Source organism: Shewanella sp. T24-MNA-CIBAN-0130 (assembly GCF_040310185.1).
Taxonomy (GTDB): Bacteria; Pseudomonadota; Gammaproteobacteria; order Enterobacterales; family Shewanellaceae; genus Shewanella; species Shewanella psychromarinicola.
The window spans coordinates 1-20,756 of sequence record NZ_JBEOPP010000005.1; the positions used below are offsets into that span (position 1 = coordinate 1).

At 43.9% G+C, this 20,756-nt stretch carries 9 protein-coding genes and 1 pseudogene; 9 read left to right on the top strand and 1 reads right to left on the bottom strand.

Annotation, left to right across the window (positions count from 1 at the left end; genetic code table 11):
- Window positions 1–396 precede the first annotated feature (396 nt).
- From ampD to AAEZ02_RS03175, 8 genes and pseudogenes are all read left to right on the top strand, one after another.
- Window positions 397–951, top strand: a complete 555-nt coding sequence (ampD, locus tag AAEZ02_RS03135; protein WP_351121907.1) for a 1,6-anhydro-N-acetylmuramyl-L-alanine amidase AmpD — start codon at window positions 397–399, stop codon at window positions 949–951.
- A 138-nt stretch (window positions 952–1,089) separates the two neighbouring features.
- Window positions 1,090–1,941: a beta-lactamase regulator AmpE gene (ampE, locus tag AAEZ02_RS03140; protein WP_351121910.1), complete on the top strand. Its 852-nt coding sequence runs from the start codon at window positions 1,090–1,092 to the stop codon at window positions 1,939–1,941.
- 502 nt (window positions 1,942–2,443) lie between these two features.
- A complete protein-coding gene (gene pdhR, locus AAEZ02_RS03145) occupies window positions 2,444–3,196 on the top strand; it encodes a pyruvate dehydrogenase complex transcriptional repressor PdhR (protein ID WP_351121913.1) in 753 nt (250 codons plus the stop codon).
- A 69-nt stretch (window positions 3,197–3,265) separates the two neighbouring features.
- Window positions 3,266–5,932: a pyruvate dehydrogenase (acetyl-transferring), homodimeric type gene (aceE, locus tag AAEZ02_RS03150; protein ID WP_124013430.1), complete on the top strand. Its 2,667-nt coding sequence runs from the start codon at window positions 3,266–3,268 to the stop codon at window positions 5,930–5,932.
- An 11-nt stretch (window positions 5,933–5,943) separates the two neighbouring features.
- Window positions 5,944–7,944, top strand: coding sequence for a pyruvate dehydrogenase complex dihydrolipoyllysine-residue acetyltransferase (aceF, locus tag AAEZ02_RS03155; RefSeq protein WP_351121915.1), 2,001 nt, complete (start codon window positions 5,944–5,946; stop codon window positions 7,942–7,944).
- Between the two features lie 200 nt (window positions 7,945–8,144).
- A complete protein-coding gene (gene lpdA / locus AAEZ02_RS03160; RefSeq protein WP_124013432.1) occupies window positions 8,145–9,575 on the top strand; it encodes a dihydrolipoyl dehydrogenase in 1,431 nt (476 codons plus the stop codon).
- Between the two features lie 328 nt (window positions 9,576–9,903).
- Window positions 9,904–14,367 (top strand): annotated as a pseudogene (locus AAEZ02_RS23710) (EAL domain-containing protein).
- 104 nt (window positions 14,368–14,471) lie between these two features.
- On the top strand, window positions 14,472–16,736 hold the full coding sequence (locus AAEZ02_RS03175) for a patatin-like phospholipase family protein (RefSeq protein ID WP_351074708.1): 2,265 nt from the start codon (window positions 14,472–14,474) through the stop codon (window positions 16,734–16,736).
- A gap of 240 nt (window positions 16,737–16,976) precedes the next feature.
- Here AAEZ02_RS03175 and hxpB read toward each other — a convergent pair whose 3' ends face one another.
- Complete coding sequence (gene hxpB / locus AAEZ02_RS03180; RefSeq protein WP_124013485.1) at window positions 16,977–17,636, bottom strand: hexitol phosphatase HxpB; 660 nt, start codon at window positions 17,634–17,636, stop codon at window positions 16,977–16,979.
- A gap of 401 nt (window positions 17,637–18,037) precedes the next feature.
- Between hxpB and acnB the strand changes: the two genes are divergently transcribed.
- Window positions 18,038–20,635: a bifunctional aconitate hydratase 2/2-methylisocitrate dehydratase gene (acnB, locus tag AAEZ02_RS03185; RefSeq protein ID WP_124013435.1), complete on the top strand. Its 2,598-nt coding sequence runs from the start codon at window positions 18,038–18,040 to the stop codon at window positions 20,633–20,635.
- Window positions 20,636–20,756: the final 121 nt, after the last annotated feature.

A 20,756-nucleotide genomic window follows, 5' to 3' on the forward strand; every position in this document is an offset into this window, starting at 1 on the left:
CAGCGCAGCGATCCTAGCAGTGACGTAGTCACGCTCTAGATCCTAGCAGGACGCAGTCCGTCCTAGCAGCGCAGCGATCCTAGCAGTGACGTAGTCACGATCTAGTAACTAGCAGGACGCAGTCCGCCCTAGCAGCGCAGCGATCCTAGCAGTGACGTAGTCACGCTCTAGATCCTAGCAGGACGCAGTCCGTCCTAGCAGCGCAGCGACTCTAGCAGTGACGTAGTCACGCTCTAGTAACTAGCAGGACGCAGTCCGCCCTAGAAGCGCAGCGCACTATCCGCGTAGAGGCCTAGTAGCGAAGCGGCCTAGCCCCTAGGGATAATCAGCATTGGTATTGTGGTTTAATACTGTTAAGTTTATTTTCTGGTTAGATAGTTATGTTTAAGGAGGCGTATGCCAAAAGGCTTATTACAACAAGGTTGGTTGGCCAGCGCGAGACCATGTATTTCGCCACATTTTAATCCACGACCCAACAATGAGGTCAGCTTGTTGGTGATCCACAATATTAGCTTGCCTGCGGGGTGTTTTGGTTTACCGCATATTGATGAACTATTTCAAGGTTGCTTGGATATTGATGCCGACGACAGTTTTGCTCAGTTGGATGGCTTGCAAGTCTCGGCGCATTTTTTAATTAGGCGCGATGGTGAAGTGGTGCAGTATGTTGGTTGTGATGACAGAGCATGGCACGCTGGCGTGTCTGAGTTCAAGGGGCGTAAGGGCTGTAACGACTTTGCTATTGGCATCGAACTGGAAGGCACAGATAGTAGTGGCTATACCGACGAGCAATACCAGCAATTAATCCTGTTAACATTGGAGTTAATGGCGCAGTATCCTATGATTAAGGTAAATAATATTGTTGGCCATTGCGATATCGCTCCTGGGCGTAAAACAGACCCTGGTTTCAGTTTTGATTGGTCGCGATATCAACAGGCCATTGCAACTGTTTAAGTAAGCATTTGTGGCATAGCTTGTGTTACTCGTTACGTGTTTCGCTATGCGTTACAGGGTACTTGCAGGCTCCGCCCACTTACACCACAGTCCTTCAATGATGACAGCTGTAACTGAATAGAAGTAAAAAGGATATTCATGGCGTTATTTTCATTATTAGTGGCAATTTTAGTTGAACGTTTGAAGCTGCTGCCAAGTGGTTGGCAGTTCGATAGCGTTATGACGCGTTACCAAAAACAGTTTTGGGATAGCCAATCACTTAAATCAGCATTTAGCGTTGCGATGGCGATTGTGCTGCCGGCTTTATTGGTGTTTGTGATCAGTTTTCTACTCGATGGTATATTTTTTGATTTATTGAGTTTGTTATTTTGGGTACTGATATCCATTATTTGTTTTAGTCACCAATCATTACGAGGCGTGTTTAAACAGTATATCCAAGCGGCATGTCGTGGCGACGTACAAGCTTGTTATCGTTATGCCGGCGAGTTGGATTGTAGTGACTGTTTAGACGTGGTGGATGAACAGGATTTAGGCTGTAAAGTGGGCCAAACAGTTGCTTGGCTTAATTACCGCTATTACGGTGCCGTTGCATTGTATTTGATATTTTTAGGGCCGGTAGGTGCAATATTATACTGTACGGTGCGCTTTTACAGTGAGTACAACAGTAAGAATAAGCTTGAAATGCCATTGGTCGATCATTTACAGATGTTATTTGATTGGTTGCCAAGTCGGGTGTTTAGTTTTGGCTATGTATTAAGTGGCCAGTTTAGCGAAGGCTTAAGTGCGTGGCGGCAATATGGTTTAAGTGTCAATATTGATGCAAAAACCATAGTGACCAATACTGCTGTGGCGGCTGAGTCTTTACCTGAAGCAGGGGATGCGCCACTGAGCGTGCAGTCCACATTGGCATTACTGGCATTGAGTAAACGTAATTTTGTGTTGCTGCTGACGTTGGTTTCCGTATTAACCATTTTTGGGGTTGTTAGCTAGCTAGGCCGCTACGCTACTAGGCCGCTACGCGGATAGTGCGCTGCGCTTCTAGGGCGGACTACGTCCTGCTAGGGTCGCTGCGCTTCTAGAGCGGACTACGTCCTGCTAGGGTCGCTGCGCTTCTAGGGCGGACTACGTCCTGCTAGGGTCGCTGCGCTTCTAGAGCGGACTTCGTCCTGCTAGGACAGCTTCGCTGCTAAGATTTTATAGCCTCTAGCAGCGTAGCGCTCTAGTATCTAGGCTTTTAGCTTTTATAGCATCTAGGCTTCTTTAACGATTTATCCCAACGCTTATCCAGTATTGAGGCTAATATGGATAAATAGTCTGACCCTTAGAACAGAAATATAGGTTATGCTCTAGGCATGAGCGTTTTAAACGACGCAGCTCTCTTTTGTCAGTATTCTGATAACTAGACATGGCTTGTATGATTTGATAAAGTGCGCTCTCTCATATTAATTGGTAAGACCAATTGACAATTGCTTGTTAAGGAGCTGAGCGCAAAATGGCTTATATTAAGATCAACCAGCCAAAAATTTCTGATGTGATCATGGAGCAATTAGAGCGAATGATCCTCGAAGGCAGTTTGCAGCCGGGTCAAAAACTACCTCCTGAACGCGAACTCGCGGTGCAATTTGAAGTGTCTCGTCCTTCATTACGTGAAGCGATTCAAAAATTAGAAGCTAAAGGCTTGCTCATGCGTCGTCAAGGCGGTGGCACCTACGTTAAAGAACAACTTTGGCAAAGTCTTGCCGATCCTATTGTTGAATTAATGCATAACGATTCTGAAAGTCAGTATGACTTACTCGAATTCCGTCACGCCACTGAAGGCATGATGGCGTATTTTGCTGCGCTGCGCGGCAATGATGCGGATATGCAAAATATCCAAAAACGCATTATTGAAGTAGAAGCCGCAACGAATATTGAGACGAAATCTGATGCTATTGTGCGTTTTTATCGCGCAGTTGCTGAGGCGTCACATAATGTTGCCATGCTGCATTTAGTATTGAGTTTAACCCCCGTGCTGCACAAAAATGTGGCACAAAATTTGGAACTTTTGAGCAAACGCCAAGACGCTTCCACCATGGCAAATGATCACAGACGCGCGTTACTTGCTGCGATTATACGCCGGGACCCAGAGGCTGCACGTGAAGCTTCGAATGAGCATTTAAGCTATATCGAAGAAGTCATGTTGTTAGTAAGAGAAGAAGACAGTCGGTTGCAACGTAGTTTGCGCCGTTTAAAGAGCGGCGCGTAACTGAGTTGTTGTGTCAACAAGCAGCAACTAAAGCCGAAATATAACCCGTATATAGAGAAGGACTGCGATATGTCTGAAGATATGCTTCAAGATTTAGACCCATCAGAAACCCAAGAGTGGGTTGATGCTCTGCAAGCTGTACTAGAGCAAGAAGGGTCTGAACGAGCACACTTTTTACTCGAAAAATTAATCGACAAAGCGCGTCGTAACGGTACTCACTTACCTTACAATGCAACAACTGCTTACTTAAACACCATTCCTGCAGGCCAAGAGCCAAATATGCCCGGCAACCAAGAAATGGAACGCCGTATTCGGGCGATTATCCGTTGGAATGCCTTGGCGATGGTGTTACGTGGTTCTAAGAAAGATTTAGAGCTTGGTGGCCATATTTCAAGTTTTGCTTCTAGTGCGACGATTTATGATGTGTGTTTTAACCACTTCTTCCGCGCACCTAATGAGCAAGATGGTGGTGACTTGGTGTATTTCCAAGGTCATATCGCACCCGGTATTTATGCGCGTTCATTCCTTGAAGGGCGTATTACTGAAGAACAAATGGCTAATTTCCGTCAAGAAGTCGATGGCAAAGGTCTTTCTTCATACCCGCATCCTAAGTTAATGCCTACTTATTGGCAGTTCCCGACGGTATCGATGGGCCTAGGTCCTATTCAAGCGATTTACCAAGCGCGTTATTTGAAGTATTTAACTGACCGTGGTTTAAAAGATTGCTCTAAGCAAACGGTTTACTGTTTCTTAGGCGACGGTGAGTGTGATGAACCAGAAGCATTAGGTGCTATTAGTTTAGCAGCACGTGAAGAATTAGATAACTTAGTGTTTATTGTTAACTGTAACTTACAGCGTCTTGATGGCCCTGTACGTGGTAACGGTAAAATTATCCAAGAACTTGAAGGCGAATTCCGCGGCGCAGGCTGGGAAGTAGTCAAAGTGATTTGGGGTCGTTATTGGGATCCATTATTGGCCCGTGATACCAGCGGTAAGTTATTACAGCTAATGGAAGAAACCGTAGACGGTGAATACCAAAACTGTAAAGCCAAAGGCGGCGCATGGACCCGTGAGCATTTCTTTGGTAAGTACCCTGAAACGGCCGAAATGGTGGCTAACATGTCAGATGATGACATTTGGCGCTTAAACCGTGGTGGTCATGATCCGGTTAAAGTTTACGCTGCCCTTGAACATGCACAAAAAACCAAAGGTCGTCCAACGGTTATTCTGGCCAAAACGGTTAAAGGTTATGGTTTAGGTGACGCGGGTGAAGGTAAAAACATCGCTCACAACGTCAAGAAAATGGGTGTCGATTCTATCCGTCATTTCCGTGACCGTTTCAATATTCCGATCCCGGATGACAAGTTAGAAGATCTGCCTTTTTATCATCCAGGTCCAGACTCTGAAGAAGTGAAATACTTGAAGAGTCGCCGTGAAGCGTTATTAGGTTATTTACCACAACGTCGTGAAAAATTCACTGAAGAGTTAGAGATCCCTTCATTGAAGATTTTTGATTCGATTTTGAAGGGCTCAAATGGCCGTGAAATTTCATCAACTATGGCGTTTGTTCGAGTATTAACGGCGTTATTAAAAGACAAAAAAATCGGTAAGCGCATTGTGCCGATTATTCCTGATGAAGCGCGTACTTTTGGCATGGAAGGTTTATTCCGTCAAGTGGGCATTTATGCTCATGAAGGCCAAAAATATATCCCACAAGATTCTGATCAAGTGGCTTACTACCGTGAAGATAAAACCGGTCAAGTATTGCAAGAAGGGATCAATGAATTAGGGGCGATGTCATCTTGGGTTGCTGCAGCAACAAGCTACTCTGTTAACGATATGCCAACCATTCCTTTCTACATTTATTACTCAATGTTTGGTTTCCAACGCATTGGTGATATGGCGTGGGCCGCAGGCGATATGCGTGCGCGTGGTTTCTTAGTGGGTGGTACTTCAGGCCGTACAACATTGAACGGTGAAGGTTTACAGCATCAAGATGGTCACAGCCACGTGTTGGCGAACACGATTCCAAACTGTATTTCTTACGATCCGACTTACGGTTATGAAATTGCGGTGGTAGTACAAGATGGTATTCGTCGTATGTATGGCGAAAATCAAGAAGATATCTACTACTACTTAACCACCATGAACGAAAACTACGTGCAGCCAGAAATGCCAGCCGGTGCTGAAGAAGGTATTGTCAAAGGTATTTATAAGCTTGAATCTGTTGCTGGCAGTGGTAAAGGTAAAGTTCAGTTAATGGGTTGCGGTACTATTCTTGAAGAAGTTCGCAATGCAGCACAAGCATTAGCCAAAGACTTTGGTGTCAGTGTCGACGTATTCAGTGTGACCAGCTTTAACGAGTTAACCCGTGACGGTCAAGCTGCTGAGCGTTGGAACATGTTGCACCCAACCGCAGAGCCTAAGCAAGCGTATGTCAGTCAAGTGTTATCGTCAGATGCGCCTGTAATTGCGGCTACCGACTATATGAAAATATACGGCGAGCAATTACGTGCTTTTGTACCAACAGATTATAAAGTGTTGGGTACCGATGGTTTTGGACGCAGCGACAGCCGTGCAAACTTACGTCATCACTTTGAAGTGGATGCCAAGTTTATTGTTATTGCGGCGCTGAAGTCACTTGTTGATCGTAATGAAATGCCTGTTGATGTGTTAACGAAAACCATCGCTGAATATGGCATTGATGCTGATAAGATCAACCCACAGTTAGCGTAAGGGGATACAAAATGGCTGAATTAAAAGAAATTTTGGTTCCTAATATCGATACTGATGCCGTACAAGTTATTGAAATTTGTGCTGCAGTGGGTGATTTTCTTGAAAAAGAAGCGTCAATCATCACAGTTGAAAGCGATAAGGCAACCATGGACATTCCAGCACCTTTTGCTGGCACCTTGGCAGAATTAAAGATTGCTGTAGGTGATACTGTGTCTGAAGGCACGTTAATCGCGATGATGAGTGCTGCTGACGCCGCGCCTGTTAAAGCAGAAGCACCTAAAGCAGAAGCGCCAGTTGCCCAAGCTGCGGCTCCTGCACCTGTAACGCCAGTGGCAGTTACTCCAGTAGCTGCGCCAAGTGCTGGCAGTTCAGAAGTGATTGAGGTCAAAGTACCTGATATTGGTGGTGACACCGATGTGTCTATTATTGAAGTTCTGGTTGCTGTTGGCGATAGCATTGATGTTGATACGGGTCTGATTACCTTAGAAACCGATAAAGCCACCATGGATGTTCCGTCACCCAAAGCGGGTGTCGTTAAAGCGCTTAATGTGGCCGTTGGCGACAAAGTGTCTGAAGGTTCATTGGTTATCACGCTAGAAGTGGCTGGTTCTGCGCCTGTTGCAGCAGCACCGGTTGAATCTGCGCCACAAGCAGCTGCACCAGTTGCTCAAGCGGCTCAGGCGCCTGCCGCACAGGCCGCGACGACAACTCAAGTACAAGAAATTCATGTACCTGATATTGGCGACGCTAATGATGTTGATATTATCGAGGTGTTGGTTTCTATAGGTGATGACATCACTCTAGATCAAGGCTTAATTACCCTCGAAACTGACAAAGCGACCATGGAAGTACCGGCCCCATTTGCCGGAAAGTTAGTGTCGTTAACCGTTAAAGTGGGCGATAAAGTGTCTCAAGGTAGCTTAATTGCTACCATTGAAACCACAAGTACTGCGCCAGTGGCCCAAGCGGCTCCAGTGCAAGCTGAACCTGCACCCGCAGCGCCAGCGCCAACAATAGCGGCAAGTCGTCCATCAACTCCGCCAGTGCCGTATCATCCAAGTGCAGCGAAGCCTACGTCAACAGGTGTAGCACATGCATCACCTGCGGTACGTCGTTTAGCGCGTGAATTTGGTGTTGATTTAAGCCAGGTGTCTGGTACTGGCCGTAAAGCGCGTATTTTGAAAGAAGACGTACAAGCGTTTGTTAAGTACGAGTTGTCACGTCCTAAAGCTTCAGCTGTTACGGCGGTTGCTGGTGGTGCTGGCAGCTTAAACGTGATTGCTGCGCCTAAGGTTGATTTCAGTAAGTTTGGTGAAGTGGAAGAAGTGCCATTAAGCCGGATCCAGAAATTGTCGGGTCCTAACTTACATCGCAACTGGGTTACCATTCCACATGTTACCCAGTTTGACGAAGCTGATATCACTGAGATGGAAGCCTTCCGTAAGCAACAAAACGAGCTTGCTGCGAAGAAAAAAGCCGATTACAAGATCACCCCATTGGTGTTCATGATGAAAGCGGTTGCCAAAGCATTGGCTGAGTTCCCTGTGTTTAACTCGAGCTTAAGCAGTGACGGTGAGTCACTTATCCAAAAGAAATATTTCCATATTGGTGTGGCTGTAGATACCCCAAATGGCTTAATGGTTCCTGTGGTTCGTGATGTCGATAAAAAAGGCATTGTAGAATTGTCGCGTGAATTAACCGATATTTCTATCCGCGCTCGTGATGGCAAGTTAAAGTCGGCTGATATGCAAGGTAGCTGTTTTACTATTTCAAGTTTAGGTGGTATTGGCGGTACGGCGTTTACGCCGATTGTTAACTACCCAGACGTGGCGATTTTAGGGGTGTCAAAATCTGAAATTAAGCCAAAGTGGAACGGTAAAGAGTTTCAACCTAAATTAATGTTGCCCTTATCCTTGTCATATGACCATCGCGTTATTGATGGGGCGATGGCTGCACGCTTTAGTGTGACCTTATCTGCAATATTATCAGACATTCGCACATTGATTTTATAACCCCAAAGGTCGCTCATAAGAGCGACCTTTTTATTGTGATCGGTTTCAAACAAATTGATTTGAGTATAAAATGCGCCCATCCCAATTTTTTAGTTAACAACTGAATGGAAATTGGACGTGAAACGTAAGTTTCAAGCTGGCGACATCGACATTTGGGCCGATCCGTCTTTCACACGGAATGAACAAGATTAGAGGAAATCATGAGTAACGAAATTAAAACTCAAGTAGTCGTACTAGGGGCAGGCCCAGCAGGTTATTCTGCGGCGTTTCGTGCTGCTGACTTAGGCTTAGACGCCATAATTGTTGAGCGTTTCAGTACCCTTGGTGGTGTGTGTCTGAACGTTGGCTGTATTCCTTCAAAAGCACTATTGCATGTAGCAAAAGTGATTGAAGAAGCCAAAGCGGTTGCTGATCATGGCATCGTTTTTGGTGAGCCTAAGATTGATTTAGACAAATTACGTGGCTTTAAAAATAAAGTTGTTGGACAGTTAACCGGCGGATTAGGCGGAATGTCTAAAATGCGTAAAGTTGATGTGGTTAATGGTTTTGGTAAATTTACTGGCCCTAATAGCTTAGAAGTCACTGCAGAAGATGGCACAGTGACAGTGGTTCAGTTTGAACAAGCCATTATTGCTGCCGGTTCACGTCCCATTAAATTACCGTTTATTCCCCATGAAGACCCACGTATTTGGGATTCGACTGATGCACTAGAACTGAAAGAAGTTCCAGGTAAGTTATTAGTGATGGGTGGCGGTATTATTGGTCTAGAAATGGCCACCGTATACGCTTCTTTAGGCAGTGAAATTGACGTGGTTGAAATGTTTGACCAAGTTATTCCCGCTGCAGACAAAGACGTTGTTCGTGTATTCACTAAGCAAATTAAGAAGAAGTTTAACCTTATTCTTGAAACGAAAGTGACTGCGGTTGAAGCCAAAGATGACGGTATTTACGTCACAATGGAAGGCAAGAAAGCGCCTGCAGAACCTGTACGTTATGATGCAGTATTAGTCGCCATTGGTCGTTCACCTAATGGTAAGTCTCTGGCTGCTGAAAAAGCCGGTGTTAATGTTGATGAGCGTGGCTTTATTAATGTTGATAAGCAGTTACGTACCAACGTACCGCATATTTATGCTATCGGTGATATCGTTGGCCAACCTATGTTGGCTCACAAAGGTGTGCATGAAGGTCATGTTGCCGCTGAAGTGATTTCGGGCTTGAAGCACTATTTCGATCCTAAAGTTATTCCATCAATTGCTTACACAGACCCTGAAGTTGCATGGGTCGGCCTCACTGAGAAAGAAGCGAAAGAGCAAGGCATTGCTTACGAAACATCGACGTTCCCGTGGGCAGCAAGCGGCCGTGCAATCGCATCAGATTGCAGCGAAGGTATGACTAAGTTAATTTTCGAGAAAGAGACTCACCGGGTGATCGGTGGTGCTATTGTCGGCGTTAACGGTGGTGAATTATTAGGTGAAATTGGCCTAGCCATTGAAATGGGGTGTGATGCTGAAGATTTAGCATTAACGATCCATGCTCACCCGACATTACATGAATCAGTTGGCTTAGCGGCTGAAATGTATGAAGGTTCAATTACTGATTTACCTAACCCTAAAGCGGTTAAGAAGAAGTAATTCATACTTGACGACATAAGGCGCCCCTATCTAGGGGTGCTTTTTTTTACCTACAATTTGACTTTGTGGAGGAGTCTTAGGTGAAAGTATTACTTTATAAACATAATCATGTTAAAACATTAATATTGTTTATAAAAAAAAGATAGATAAACTCGCTAAAAAATAACTTGTCAGACGTTATGCAGGATTATTTTTGTTTCCGTTTAAAAGATTATATTGTTTGTTCCAGCTGCAGAGCCGTTAAATAATAATGCTGGCCGCGGTAGTCTCATCGGCTGATGATGACGATGAGTACAAATATTTTCTTTTCGAGGTATAGGCTTAATTTATGATAAAAGCGGTAATCTGTTGCTTCGTTAGTGTGATTTTTTACTTATTCAGCGCTGCTCCAGCGAGTGCAGCAGATATCGTTCAGCGAGTGTTTACTGCGCGCGATGGGTTAGCCAATGCCACGATCCAAGATATAAGCTTTGGCCATTATGGATTTGTTTGGTTGGCGACTCAGCAAGGTTTGTATCGGGTTAGTAATAATAAAGTTAGACGCATCGATAAAGTCGGTTTTGATTCAGTCCTTGATGATGAGCTCATCTCTACCGTCGTTAATTCTGGCCAAGACCATTTACTTATTGGCACCAATTCCTCGTTATATTTATACAGTATTTTAGATAATCAGTTTAGCTTGTTGCTTAAGCCTAAAGACAATGATGTCACTAATATTAATAACAGTATTCGCGTGGCAGCGACTCAGCGTCAGCTCGATGGACGGCTGTTAATATTAGCGTATTCTGGCCAAGTTTATTATTTTGATGATACTTCTCAGCAATTGTATTTATCCCCTAGTCATTTATTAGATCACAATTTACCTTGGCGTAACGCGCTTGAATTAAACAACGCGCAATATTTGTTTTCCACTGATCATGTGCTGCAACTTCATCAGGCTGACGGGACCTTCATCGGCGTATTTCCATGGTCGGATAAAAACGGTTCCATTAGAAAGCTGTTTCAAGATAAACAACAGCGGGTATGGATGCTGACATCGAAAGGGTTATTTAAGGTCAATACCAATACGCTCACACTGCAATCGGTGCCTGAAATTCCTTATTATGTTGAGCAAATGGAGCAAGATCTTAATGGTGATTTATGGATTTCAAGCCGTGCAGGATTGATTTTTTGGAGCCAAGAAAACAACAAGCTAATCGTATACCGTGACGAACTTAAACAAAGAGCTAATATTGATTACATTCATGATATGGCGGTTGATGCAGAGGGGTTGTTGTGGGTTGGTGGTTCAGGTGATGGTCTTGCTGTGATTGCGGGCAAACCTGAATTTTTAATTGATGATTACTCTAAAAAACCGCCTTATCAACTTGATAATGAAATGGTGTGGTCGGTATACAGTGAAGGCGACAAAGTGTGGTTAGGTACCGATGGTGGTTTGTCTGTGGTTAATACACTTGACCAAACATCAACCATGATAATCCCAGCAGGGTTTGAACTTAATGACAGTATTTATCGGATTGGTTCCCTAGACGCACAGCACCTTGTGTTAGCTACCACCAGTGGTTTATATGTGGTCAATAAATTAACCAATACTAGTACTGATTTTGCTCAGTGGAGTGGTGGCAAAGCGTCGCTGAGCGATAGGATCGTCATCGGTATTTATCGTGACGAATTGTTTAACGATATGATTTGGTTTACCACCAATAAAGGCTTGTACTATTGGCAAGAGGGTAATGATGATTTGACCTTACAAGCGCTATCAAATGGTAAGTAGTCATTAAGTAATACGCTATATAAAGCCTTATTAAGGGATGATGCGGATCGTTTATGGATTAGTGGCAGTAAACATTTTGGCTATTTAACCACCGCTGATGAATATGTTTCTAAAGTGGATGTATTTGCCGATTTTACTAATCTCCCAACGATGAATAGTATTATACAAGTGGCCCCAGGCGTTATCTGGTTAGGCACTTCCCAGCAAGGTATTTATCAATTAAATACTCAGACCGATGAGATTATTTCGCTTGATCAACAGTGGAAGATCGACTGTAAAGTGGTGTTCTTTTTTCAAGAAACGGCTACGGACCATATTATCGGTTGTGCTAGTGCCATCATTAAAGTCAATAAAACGTCAGGTAAAGTCAGTTCATTTAGCCATAAAGATGGATTCATTTCTGATGAATTTAATGAGTCGGCAAAATTTTATGATCCTGATAAAGGATTTTATGTCGGTACGCCAGACGGCGCGATGTTAATCGATCTTGATAAACTGGCTCCACGTACTGTCAATGACAAGGTGATACTTGAATCTGTGTCAGTATATTATGAGAATAATACCGCCGTTTTTTTGATCCCAAGCCAATTGTCGCAAGTCGAACCTGGTGCCAACTTAATTAGCTTTCAAATTGCCATTCTCGATTACCTTGATAATAAGCCGATGACCATACAGTATCGTCTGGTTAAGAATGGCGCCGACGCTGGGAATTACGTGTTATTAGAAGGGCAGTCACAAATTAATATTACCGGTTTAAGTGCAGGGGCGTATGTGCTTGAACTGTTATATAAAAGAAATGGCGTATGGTCGAGCGAACCCTTCCAGTATCCCTTTATGATTAAGCAATTTTGGTGGCGATCGCAACAATTTAAAGGTGCATTAACTTTTAGCCTATTACTTATTGTATTAGTGATATTGGTGTTTAGGCAGCGACAGATCAATCGCTTTAAAAAAATGAACGTTGCATTGCTGCAAAGTGATGACCGTTTGCGCCAAGCGTTGAAAGGCAGCGATTCAGACTTATGGGAGTGGCACGGCAATACGCGACTTTTATCATTAGATAATCGAGGTGGTGTACTGGGTCCTATACCGTATATCGAAATGAAACTAGAAGAAATTCCCATTCATCAAGATGACATTGAGCTGATCACCAAAGCCTGGAATAAGTTGCTGTTATCTGCAACAGATATGATTGATATTGAGTACCGATATCAAAATGAACATGATCATCAATGGCATTGGCTGCGGATTAAAGGCCGCGCCATTGAGGTTGATCAAAACAGTGGAAGGTTAATTCACGCTGCAGGGATGTATACCGATATCACTCAGCAAAGAGCACTTGAAAGTGAGGTCAATTTATTAGCTCAAGCGTTTGAGAATACCTCCGAAGGCATGTTGATCTTAGACGTGAATAAAAATATCAAAATTAGTAATGCTGCTGCTAATTTAATTCTAGCGGCTAAAAAGAGTGATTTAGCTGGCAAACCTTTTTCCGACTTAGTGTTTGAGACGGTAGAGCCTTTTGACATGGATGATGTGTTTGATAAGGAGCTCTTTTGGACCGGAGAATGCGAGTTTAATTGTAGTGATGGTAGCCGATGTCCTGTATGGATAAATGTGTCGACCATGTTTAATTTAAATGGCTCTGCATTACATTATGTGGTGGTATTTTCAGATATCACTGAGCGTAAACATAATGAGCTTCATCTGCGCCGCTTAGCAAACAATGACATGTTAACTGGCTTAGCTAATCGGGCGATGTTTTCGCGTCGATTAGGCCAGGTTATTGAAACGGCAAAACAACAGAACGAAACCTTAGCGCTACTGTTTTTAGACCTCGACAGATTTAAACATGTTAATGACTCATACGGTCACAGTATGGGTGACGCATTGTTAGTTGAAGCCGCAAGTCGACTGCAGTCTTGTTTGTCTGAAGAGCATTTGTTGTGTCGTTTTGGTGGTGATGAATTTGTTATTTTGCTGCGTGACGCCAAAGATGTCGATACCATTAATCACATTGCAAAACAGCTATTAAAACAAATCGAAACGCCCTTTAAATTGTACGGGCGGGAATTCTTTATTTCGACCAGTATTGGCATTAGCATTTGGTCTGGTGATGATCAAACCCCCGAGACCTTGATAAAAAATGCCGATTTAGCCATGTATCATGCAAAAGAAGAGGGCCGGGGGAATTTTCAATATTATTCCGCTGAGCGCAATGCAGAAGCATTATACCATTTGCGCTTAGAAGCTGATTTGCATCGAGCGATACTGTGCAATGAGTTTGAAGTGTATTACCAGCCCCAGATCGATGTTCACCAACAAAATAGAATCGTAGGCGTTGAAGCTTTGATCCGTTGGAAACACCCAAAAGATGGCATGGTCAGACCCGATGTGTTTATTGGTATTGCCGAATCCTGTGGCTTGATTGTTGAGATCGATCGCTGGGTGCTGACTCAAGCTTGTCTCGACGGTGCTCGATGGCATCAACAGTATCAAAGTGAGATAAAAGTGTCTGTTAACGTATCGGCAATGCATTTTAGGCAGCCAGATTTTATCGACTTTTTAACCGCAACACTGCATCAAACGGCAATGCCTGCAAGGTGTTTATCGGTAGAAATTACTGAAGGTGTATTGATGAAAGAGATCGATATTGCCAGCCAACACTTACTCGCACTTAAGCAGTTAGGTATTAATGTTGCCATAGATGATTTTGGCACCGGTTATTCATCACTTGCCTATTTGCGGTCATTCCAAGTGAACACCCTAAAAATTGATCGCTCGTTTTTAATTCATATTGATTCCAATCAAGCCGATCAAGCTATTGTGAGCAGTATTATTGAATTAGCGCGAAACCTATCCCTTGACGTTATCGCCGAAGGCGTTGAATCGGAGCAGCAATTGGATCAAGTGGTTAAGCGAGGATGCCATGTTATTCAGGGGTATTATTTTGCCAAGCCGATGCCCAAAGCCGAACTTGAACTCGACATTAAGCGAAAAATGCTGATTAATGAGTAATGTGCACTTTTGTCTGGTTGGTGTCATCTGCTGCTATCCATTAGTATGGCTATTGGTCAAATTTTGTTAGAATGAATTGTTTTTACTTACTTTCGGAATGATTTATGCAACAAACTTTGCGCCTTAACCTGACGACTTGGTTTTTGGCTAGCTGTATTTGCTTTAGCTTAGCGGTGCAACCAGTCTATGCTGCCAAAATATCTACTAAAGAAAGACCGACCATTGGCTTGGTGCTCAGTGGTGGCGGCGCCAAAGGTACTGCCCATATTGGGGTGCTGAAAGTACTTGAAAAACATCATATCCCTGTAGATTATATCGCTGGCACCAGTATTGGCGCCTATGTCGCCGGCATGTATGCGCTCGGTTATAACGCCGACCAAATCGAAAAAATTATGCTTAATGGTGAATGGTCTAAAGGCTATTCAGATACGATTCCGCGAGATAAATTAAGCTACCGTGATAAACAGCAACGGGATCAGTTTAATATTCCACTCACTGTGGGTTATAACAATAATAGCTTAACCTCACCCAGCGGCTTGTTGCGTGGCCAGAGTATGTCGCAGTTGCTGCGTAAATCGACAGGATTAGTTGAACAGTTTGGTGACTTTGATGAACTTGCCATTCCTTATCGGGCGGTAGCGACTGATTTAGCGACCAGCGAAGCCGTAGTGTTATCTAGCGGCAGTGTAGTACAAGCGATGCAAGCCTCTGCCACTGTACCGGGCGCGCTGCAGCCTGCGCTTATTGACGGTCGATTACTCGTTGATGGTGGCATTGCTAACAATATGCCTGTTGATGTAGTCAAAGCTATGGGTGCCGATATTATCATCGCGGTCGATATTGGATCTGCCCTGACCAAACAAGAAAACTTAGACAGTACCCTTGCCGTATTAGAGCAACTCTCAACCATTTTGACTCAAGCGAGCACGGCGCGCCAAAAAACCTTACTGACTTCAAGCGATATTTTAATTCGTCCTGCTATTGATAGTTTGAGTACCACAGATTTTTCCATTATGCCGTTGGCACTTAAATTAGGTGAAGATGCCGCCAATTTAGAGTTGGTGAAGTTAGCGCCTCTTGGCATTAGTGAATCAGATTATTTGGCTTATCAAGCGAATAAATTACAACAAAGTCTACTTTGGTTAGATCCGCTTAAAAAACCCATTTACAAAATTGCTTTTGATAATCAATCAAAAGTCAGTGAGAAATTATTGCGTGAGCGTTTAGGGATTACCGAAGGTATTGTGCTCAGCAAAGAGGATTTAGATTCAGCCCTAAACCGAGTGTATTCGCTGAATAAATTTGAGCGTGTCGATGCGGAGTTTGAAGATGTTGAACAAGGGCGAATTTTAACCATCACCACCAAAGCCAAATCATGGGGGCCGAATTATTTCCAGGCGGGATTTAATTGGGAGGATGACTTCACCTTAGATTCAGCGATTACCCTTAGCTTAGCTTATACCATGACCGACTTGACTGAAAATGGCGGCGAGTGGCGTAATGAATTAGAACTGGGATATAGAAAGTTAGTGGCTACTGAATTTTATCAACCATTAGATCGTGACCAAACATTCTACAGTCGAGGACGATTCGAGTATGAGATGAAAGATTGGAATTTGTTTAATCAAAACAATCGTTATATTCAACTTGAAAACAGTGTGGCTCAAATCGTTTTAGGTCTTGGTTATAACTATGACTCTGATGGTCTTATTGAATTGGGTTTTATCGCAGAAGATGGGCGTGTCAGCAGTGAATTTGGCTTGGTTGATTCGCTTAACTACCATTCAAGCGGCGGCTATTTTAAAGTGGCTTACGACAATCTAAACAGTATTAGCTTCCCGACAGAGGGTAATCGAATCACCTTTGTTAGCTATTTAAGAGATGAGTCTTATAAGGGCTTAAGTAACGTTGGCAACACTTCTAGTGATGATTTAGCCTGGCAATTTGAGGCTGACTGGAAAGGCGCGTTAAAGCTCGGTAATCATGCCATTGTGGGTAAAATGGAATTGGCTACGGTTGAGAATGATGGTGACTTTACCTTACATGTTGCTGATTTAGGCGGGTTTTTAAACTTGTCTGGTTTTCGCAAAGATACCTTAGTCGGGGCGCATAAAGTCTTTGCGGCGGTGATCTATCAGTATGATCTCGGCCGTGATGTGCTAATCACCGACTTACCTTTGTACTTAGGGACGAGCCTTGAAGCGGGTAATGTATGGTTTGAGCGAGATGATGTCGCTTTAGATGATTTGATTTTCGCCAGTAGTATGTATTTAGGTACCGATACCGATTGGGGCCCCGCGGCATTAGGTTTTGGTTTTACTGACCGCGGTGAAACGGCTTTCTATTTATTTGTCGGTAAAAACTTTTAGGCAGTCTATCTAAGCCAAAAGTCTAGTGGCTAGAGCGCTTCGCTGCTAGGACGCTACGCGGCTAGATGCTATACAAGCTAAAAGCCTAGAGGCTAGGACGCTATGCGGCTAGAGGCTATAAAATCTTGTTATCGCTTGTTATCGTCCTCGCAGCGAAGCTGTCCCTAGCAGGACGAAGTCCGCTCTAGAAGCGCAGCGCACTATCCGCGTAGCGGTCTAGGACCTTAGCAGCGTAGTGACCTAGGCCCCTAGCAGCGCGGGTAATAATCCTGCGTGAGCTAACTGATGATGGGCAATAACCCATTTCGTTTGAGTTGCGGTATGAGGCGCAGGGATCGCTACCGTTTGCATGCTGGCTGCCCGAGCCGCAATCAAACCATTAAACGAATCTTCAATAGCGATGCATTGACTCGGCGCTATGCCCAGCCCTGTGGCACAATTTAAATACACCTCGGGATGGGGTTTGCCGTAAGCTAGATTTTCAGCAGATTCAATCGCATCAAAATAATGACCAATAGTGAGTTTATGCAAAACAGCCTCAATAATCCGTGATGACGACGAGGTGGCTAAACCGATTTTAAGCCCTAGGCGTTTACACGCGTCCAGCGACTCAATCACGCCGAGCATGGGCTCACCATTGGCGTTGATTTGGGCTATCACTTCATTGACTATTTTTGTCGCCGTGGCGGCATTATCATAATTTGGCCAAGGAAAGCGTTGATACCAATAACTGACAACATGGTCGATCCGCATGCCTGTCGTTTGCTCCACTTCTTCGCGGCTGAGGTTTAGCCCACAACCATTCAGTACAGTTTGCTCGGCTATCTGCCAAGCGGGCTCAGAATCGATTAAAATTCCATCCATATCAAAAATAACGGCTTTTACCTGGGTTGACACAATATTGGTTCCATAAAGGTGGCGATAGTCAGGGCTAATTATTGCCTTGTTGTTGATAGGGCACAATCAGAACCGTGTTTTATAAAAAATATTTAATCGACAGCGTGGAATATAACTTTGTGGATAGTTTAATCATTGGTTCATTGTAAGTTCATGTATCTAATGAAATTTAAGGCTGTTTAAAACTATTGTCTAATTTTATTTTAGTAAACTTGTCGGTAAATTGATTTCTGGGCTGATAAATCGCGTTGATTTCATCTCGCTAATAGTGTGAGCTGATTCATACTTTTACAAAGCTGTAGTATACTGGAGGTCGGATTTCAAGCCCGAACCAGTGGAATTATCAGCGTATCATAATGACGCTGAGTTTTGCCGTTAGGCGTCAAACAAAGAGGAATGTTGCCGTGCTAGAAGCATATCGTAAACACGTCGCAGAACGTGCTGCAGAGGGCGTAGTCCCTAAGCCATTAAATGCACAACAAGTGGCTGAACTGGTTAAGTTAGTTGAAACACCTCCAGCAGGTGAAGAGGCATTCGTCCTCGATTTGCTAGAACATCGTATTCCACCTGGAGTAGACGAAGCTGCTTATGTTAAAGCCGCTTTCCTTGATGCCGTAGCTAAAGGCACTGTGTCATCTCCGATCTTAAGCGCTGAACATGCTGTTAAACTACTTGGCACTATGCAAGGTGGTTACAACATTGACCCGTTAATTGACCAATTAGATAATGCCGCATTAGCACCTCTATCTGTTAAAGCACTCTCCAATACATTGTTGATGTTTGATTCATACCACGATGTTGTTGAAAAAATGCAAGCGGGCAATGAATCGGCTAAACAAGTGGTTGAAGCTTGGGCCAATGCCGATTGGTTTTTAAACCGTCCTAAATTGACTGAAAAAGTCACATTAACCGTATTTAAAGTGTCTGGTGAAACCAACACTGATGATTTGTCGCCTGCGCCAGATGCATGGTCTCGCCCTGATATTCCACTGCATGCATTAGCGATGTTGAAAAATGCTCGTGACGGTATTGTGCCTGATGAATCAGGTGTTGTGGGACCCATCAAAGAAATCGAAGCGTTGAAAGGCAAAGGTCATCCATTAGTTTATGTGGGTGATGTTGTTGGTACCGGTTCTTCACGTAAATCTGCCACTAACTCAGTGTTATGGTTCATGGGCGATGATATTCCTTATGTGCCGAACAAGCGTGCTGGTGGCTTCTGTTTAGGCAATAAGATTGCGCCGATCTTTTTCAACACCATGGAAGATGCGGGTGCATTACCGATCGAACTCAACGTTGATCAGATGGACACTGGTGATGTCATTGATATCTACCCTTATCAAGGTGTCGTTAAGCGTCATGGCACAGATGAAGTGATTTCAACATTTGAATTAAAAACCGAGGTGTTATTAGACGAAGTCCGTGCTGGTGGTCGTATTCCGTTGATTATTGGCCGTGGTCTTACTGACCGTGCGCGTGAGACTTTAGGTCTTGAAGCATCGACAGTATTCGTTCGCCCACAAGACATTGCCGCGTCTGACAAAGGTTATACTTTAGCTCAGAAAATGGTCGGTAAAGCGTGTGGTGTTGATGGGGTGCGTCCTGGTCAATACTGTGAACCTAAGATGACTTCAGTGGGTTCACAAGATACCACTGGCCCTATGACACGTGACGAGTTGAAAGATTTAGCCTGTTTAGGCTTTAGTGCTGATTTAACTATGCAGTCTTTCTGCCATACAGCGGCTTATCCAAAGCCTGTTGACGTGACAACTCATCACACATTACCGGATTTCATTATGAACCGCGGTGGTGTGTCATTACGTCCAGGTGACGGGGTTATTCACTCGTGGTTAAACCGGATGTTATTACCCGATACCGTTGGTACGGGTGGTGATTCACATACTCGTTTCCCTATTGGTATTTCGTTCCCTGCAGGTTCTGGCTTAGTGGCATTTGCTGCGGCAACAGGTGTGATGCCGCTTGATATGCCTGAGTCAGTGTTAGTACGCTTTAAAGGCAAAATGCAACCTGGTATCACTTTACGTGATTTAGTCCATGCTATTCCATTAAAAGCCATTGAAATGGGTCTGCTAACGGTTGAGAAAAAAGGCAAAATTAACGCTTTCTCTGGCCGAGTATTAGAAATCGAAGGTCTTGAAAAGCTTAAAGTTGAGCAAGCATTCGAATTATCTGATGCCTCTGCTGAGCGTTCCGCTGCAGGTTGTAGCATTAAGCTAGACAAAGAGCCGATCATTGAATATCTCACCTCTAACATCGTGATGTTAAAGTGGATGATTGCTGAAGGTTATGGCGATCGTCGTACGATTGAACGTCGTATCGTTGCGATGCAAGAGTGGATTGCTAATCCTGAGTTGATGCAAGCGGACAGTGATGCTGAATACGCAGAAGTGATCGAAATCGACTTAAACGACATCAAAGAGCCAATTCTTTGTGCACCAAACGATCCTGATGATGCAGTATTATTATCAAGTGTTGCCCAAACTAAAATTGACGAAGTGTTTGTCGGTTCTTGTATGACCAACATCGGTCACTTCCGTGCGACCGGTAAGATGTTAGAAAAGTTTGCTACCACGCTACCAACCCGTTTATGGATTGCACCACCGACTAAGATGGATCGCGATCAATTAACTGAAGAAGGTTACTACGCCATCTTCGGCCGTGTTGGTGCTCGCATTGAGATCCCTGGTTGTTCTTTGTGTATGGGTAACCAAGCACGTGTAGAGGCAGGTGCTACTGTAGTATCAACCTCTACTCGTAACTTCCCTAACCGTTTAGGTACGGGGGCCAACGTTTACTTAGCATCTGCTGAGTTAGCAGCCGTAGCAGCGTTATTGGGTCGTTTACCTTCACCTGAAGAGTATCAAGACTACGCTAAAGAATTAGATGCCTCAGCAGCTGATACTTATCGTTACTTGAACTTCGACCAAATCGATTCTTACACCAAGAAAGCCGACAGCGTGATTTTCCAAGCCGCGCTTTAAGCTTTAACTAGTTAATTGTTGAACAAAAAATGCCAGCAGAAATGCTGGCATTTTTATTGGTGGTTTAGTTATGTAGGATTAGATATTGCTTTGTTAGGACAACGTTAAGCTTATCTTGTCT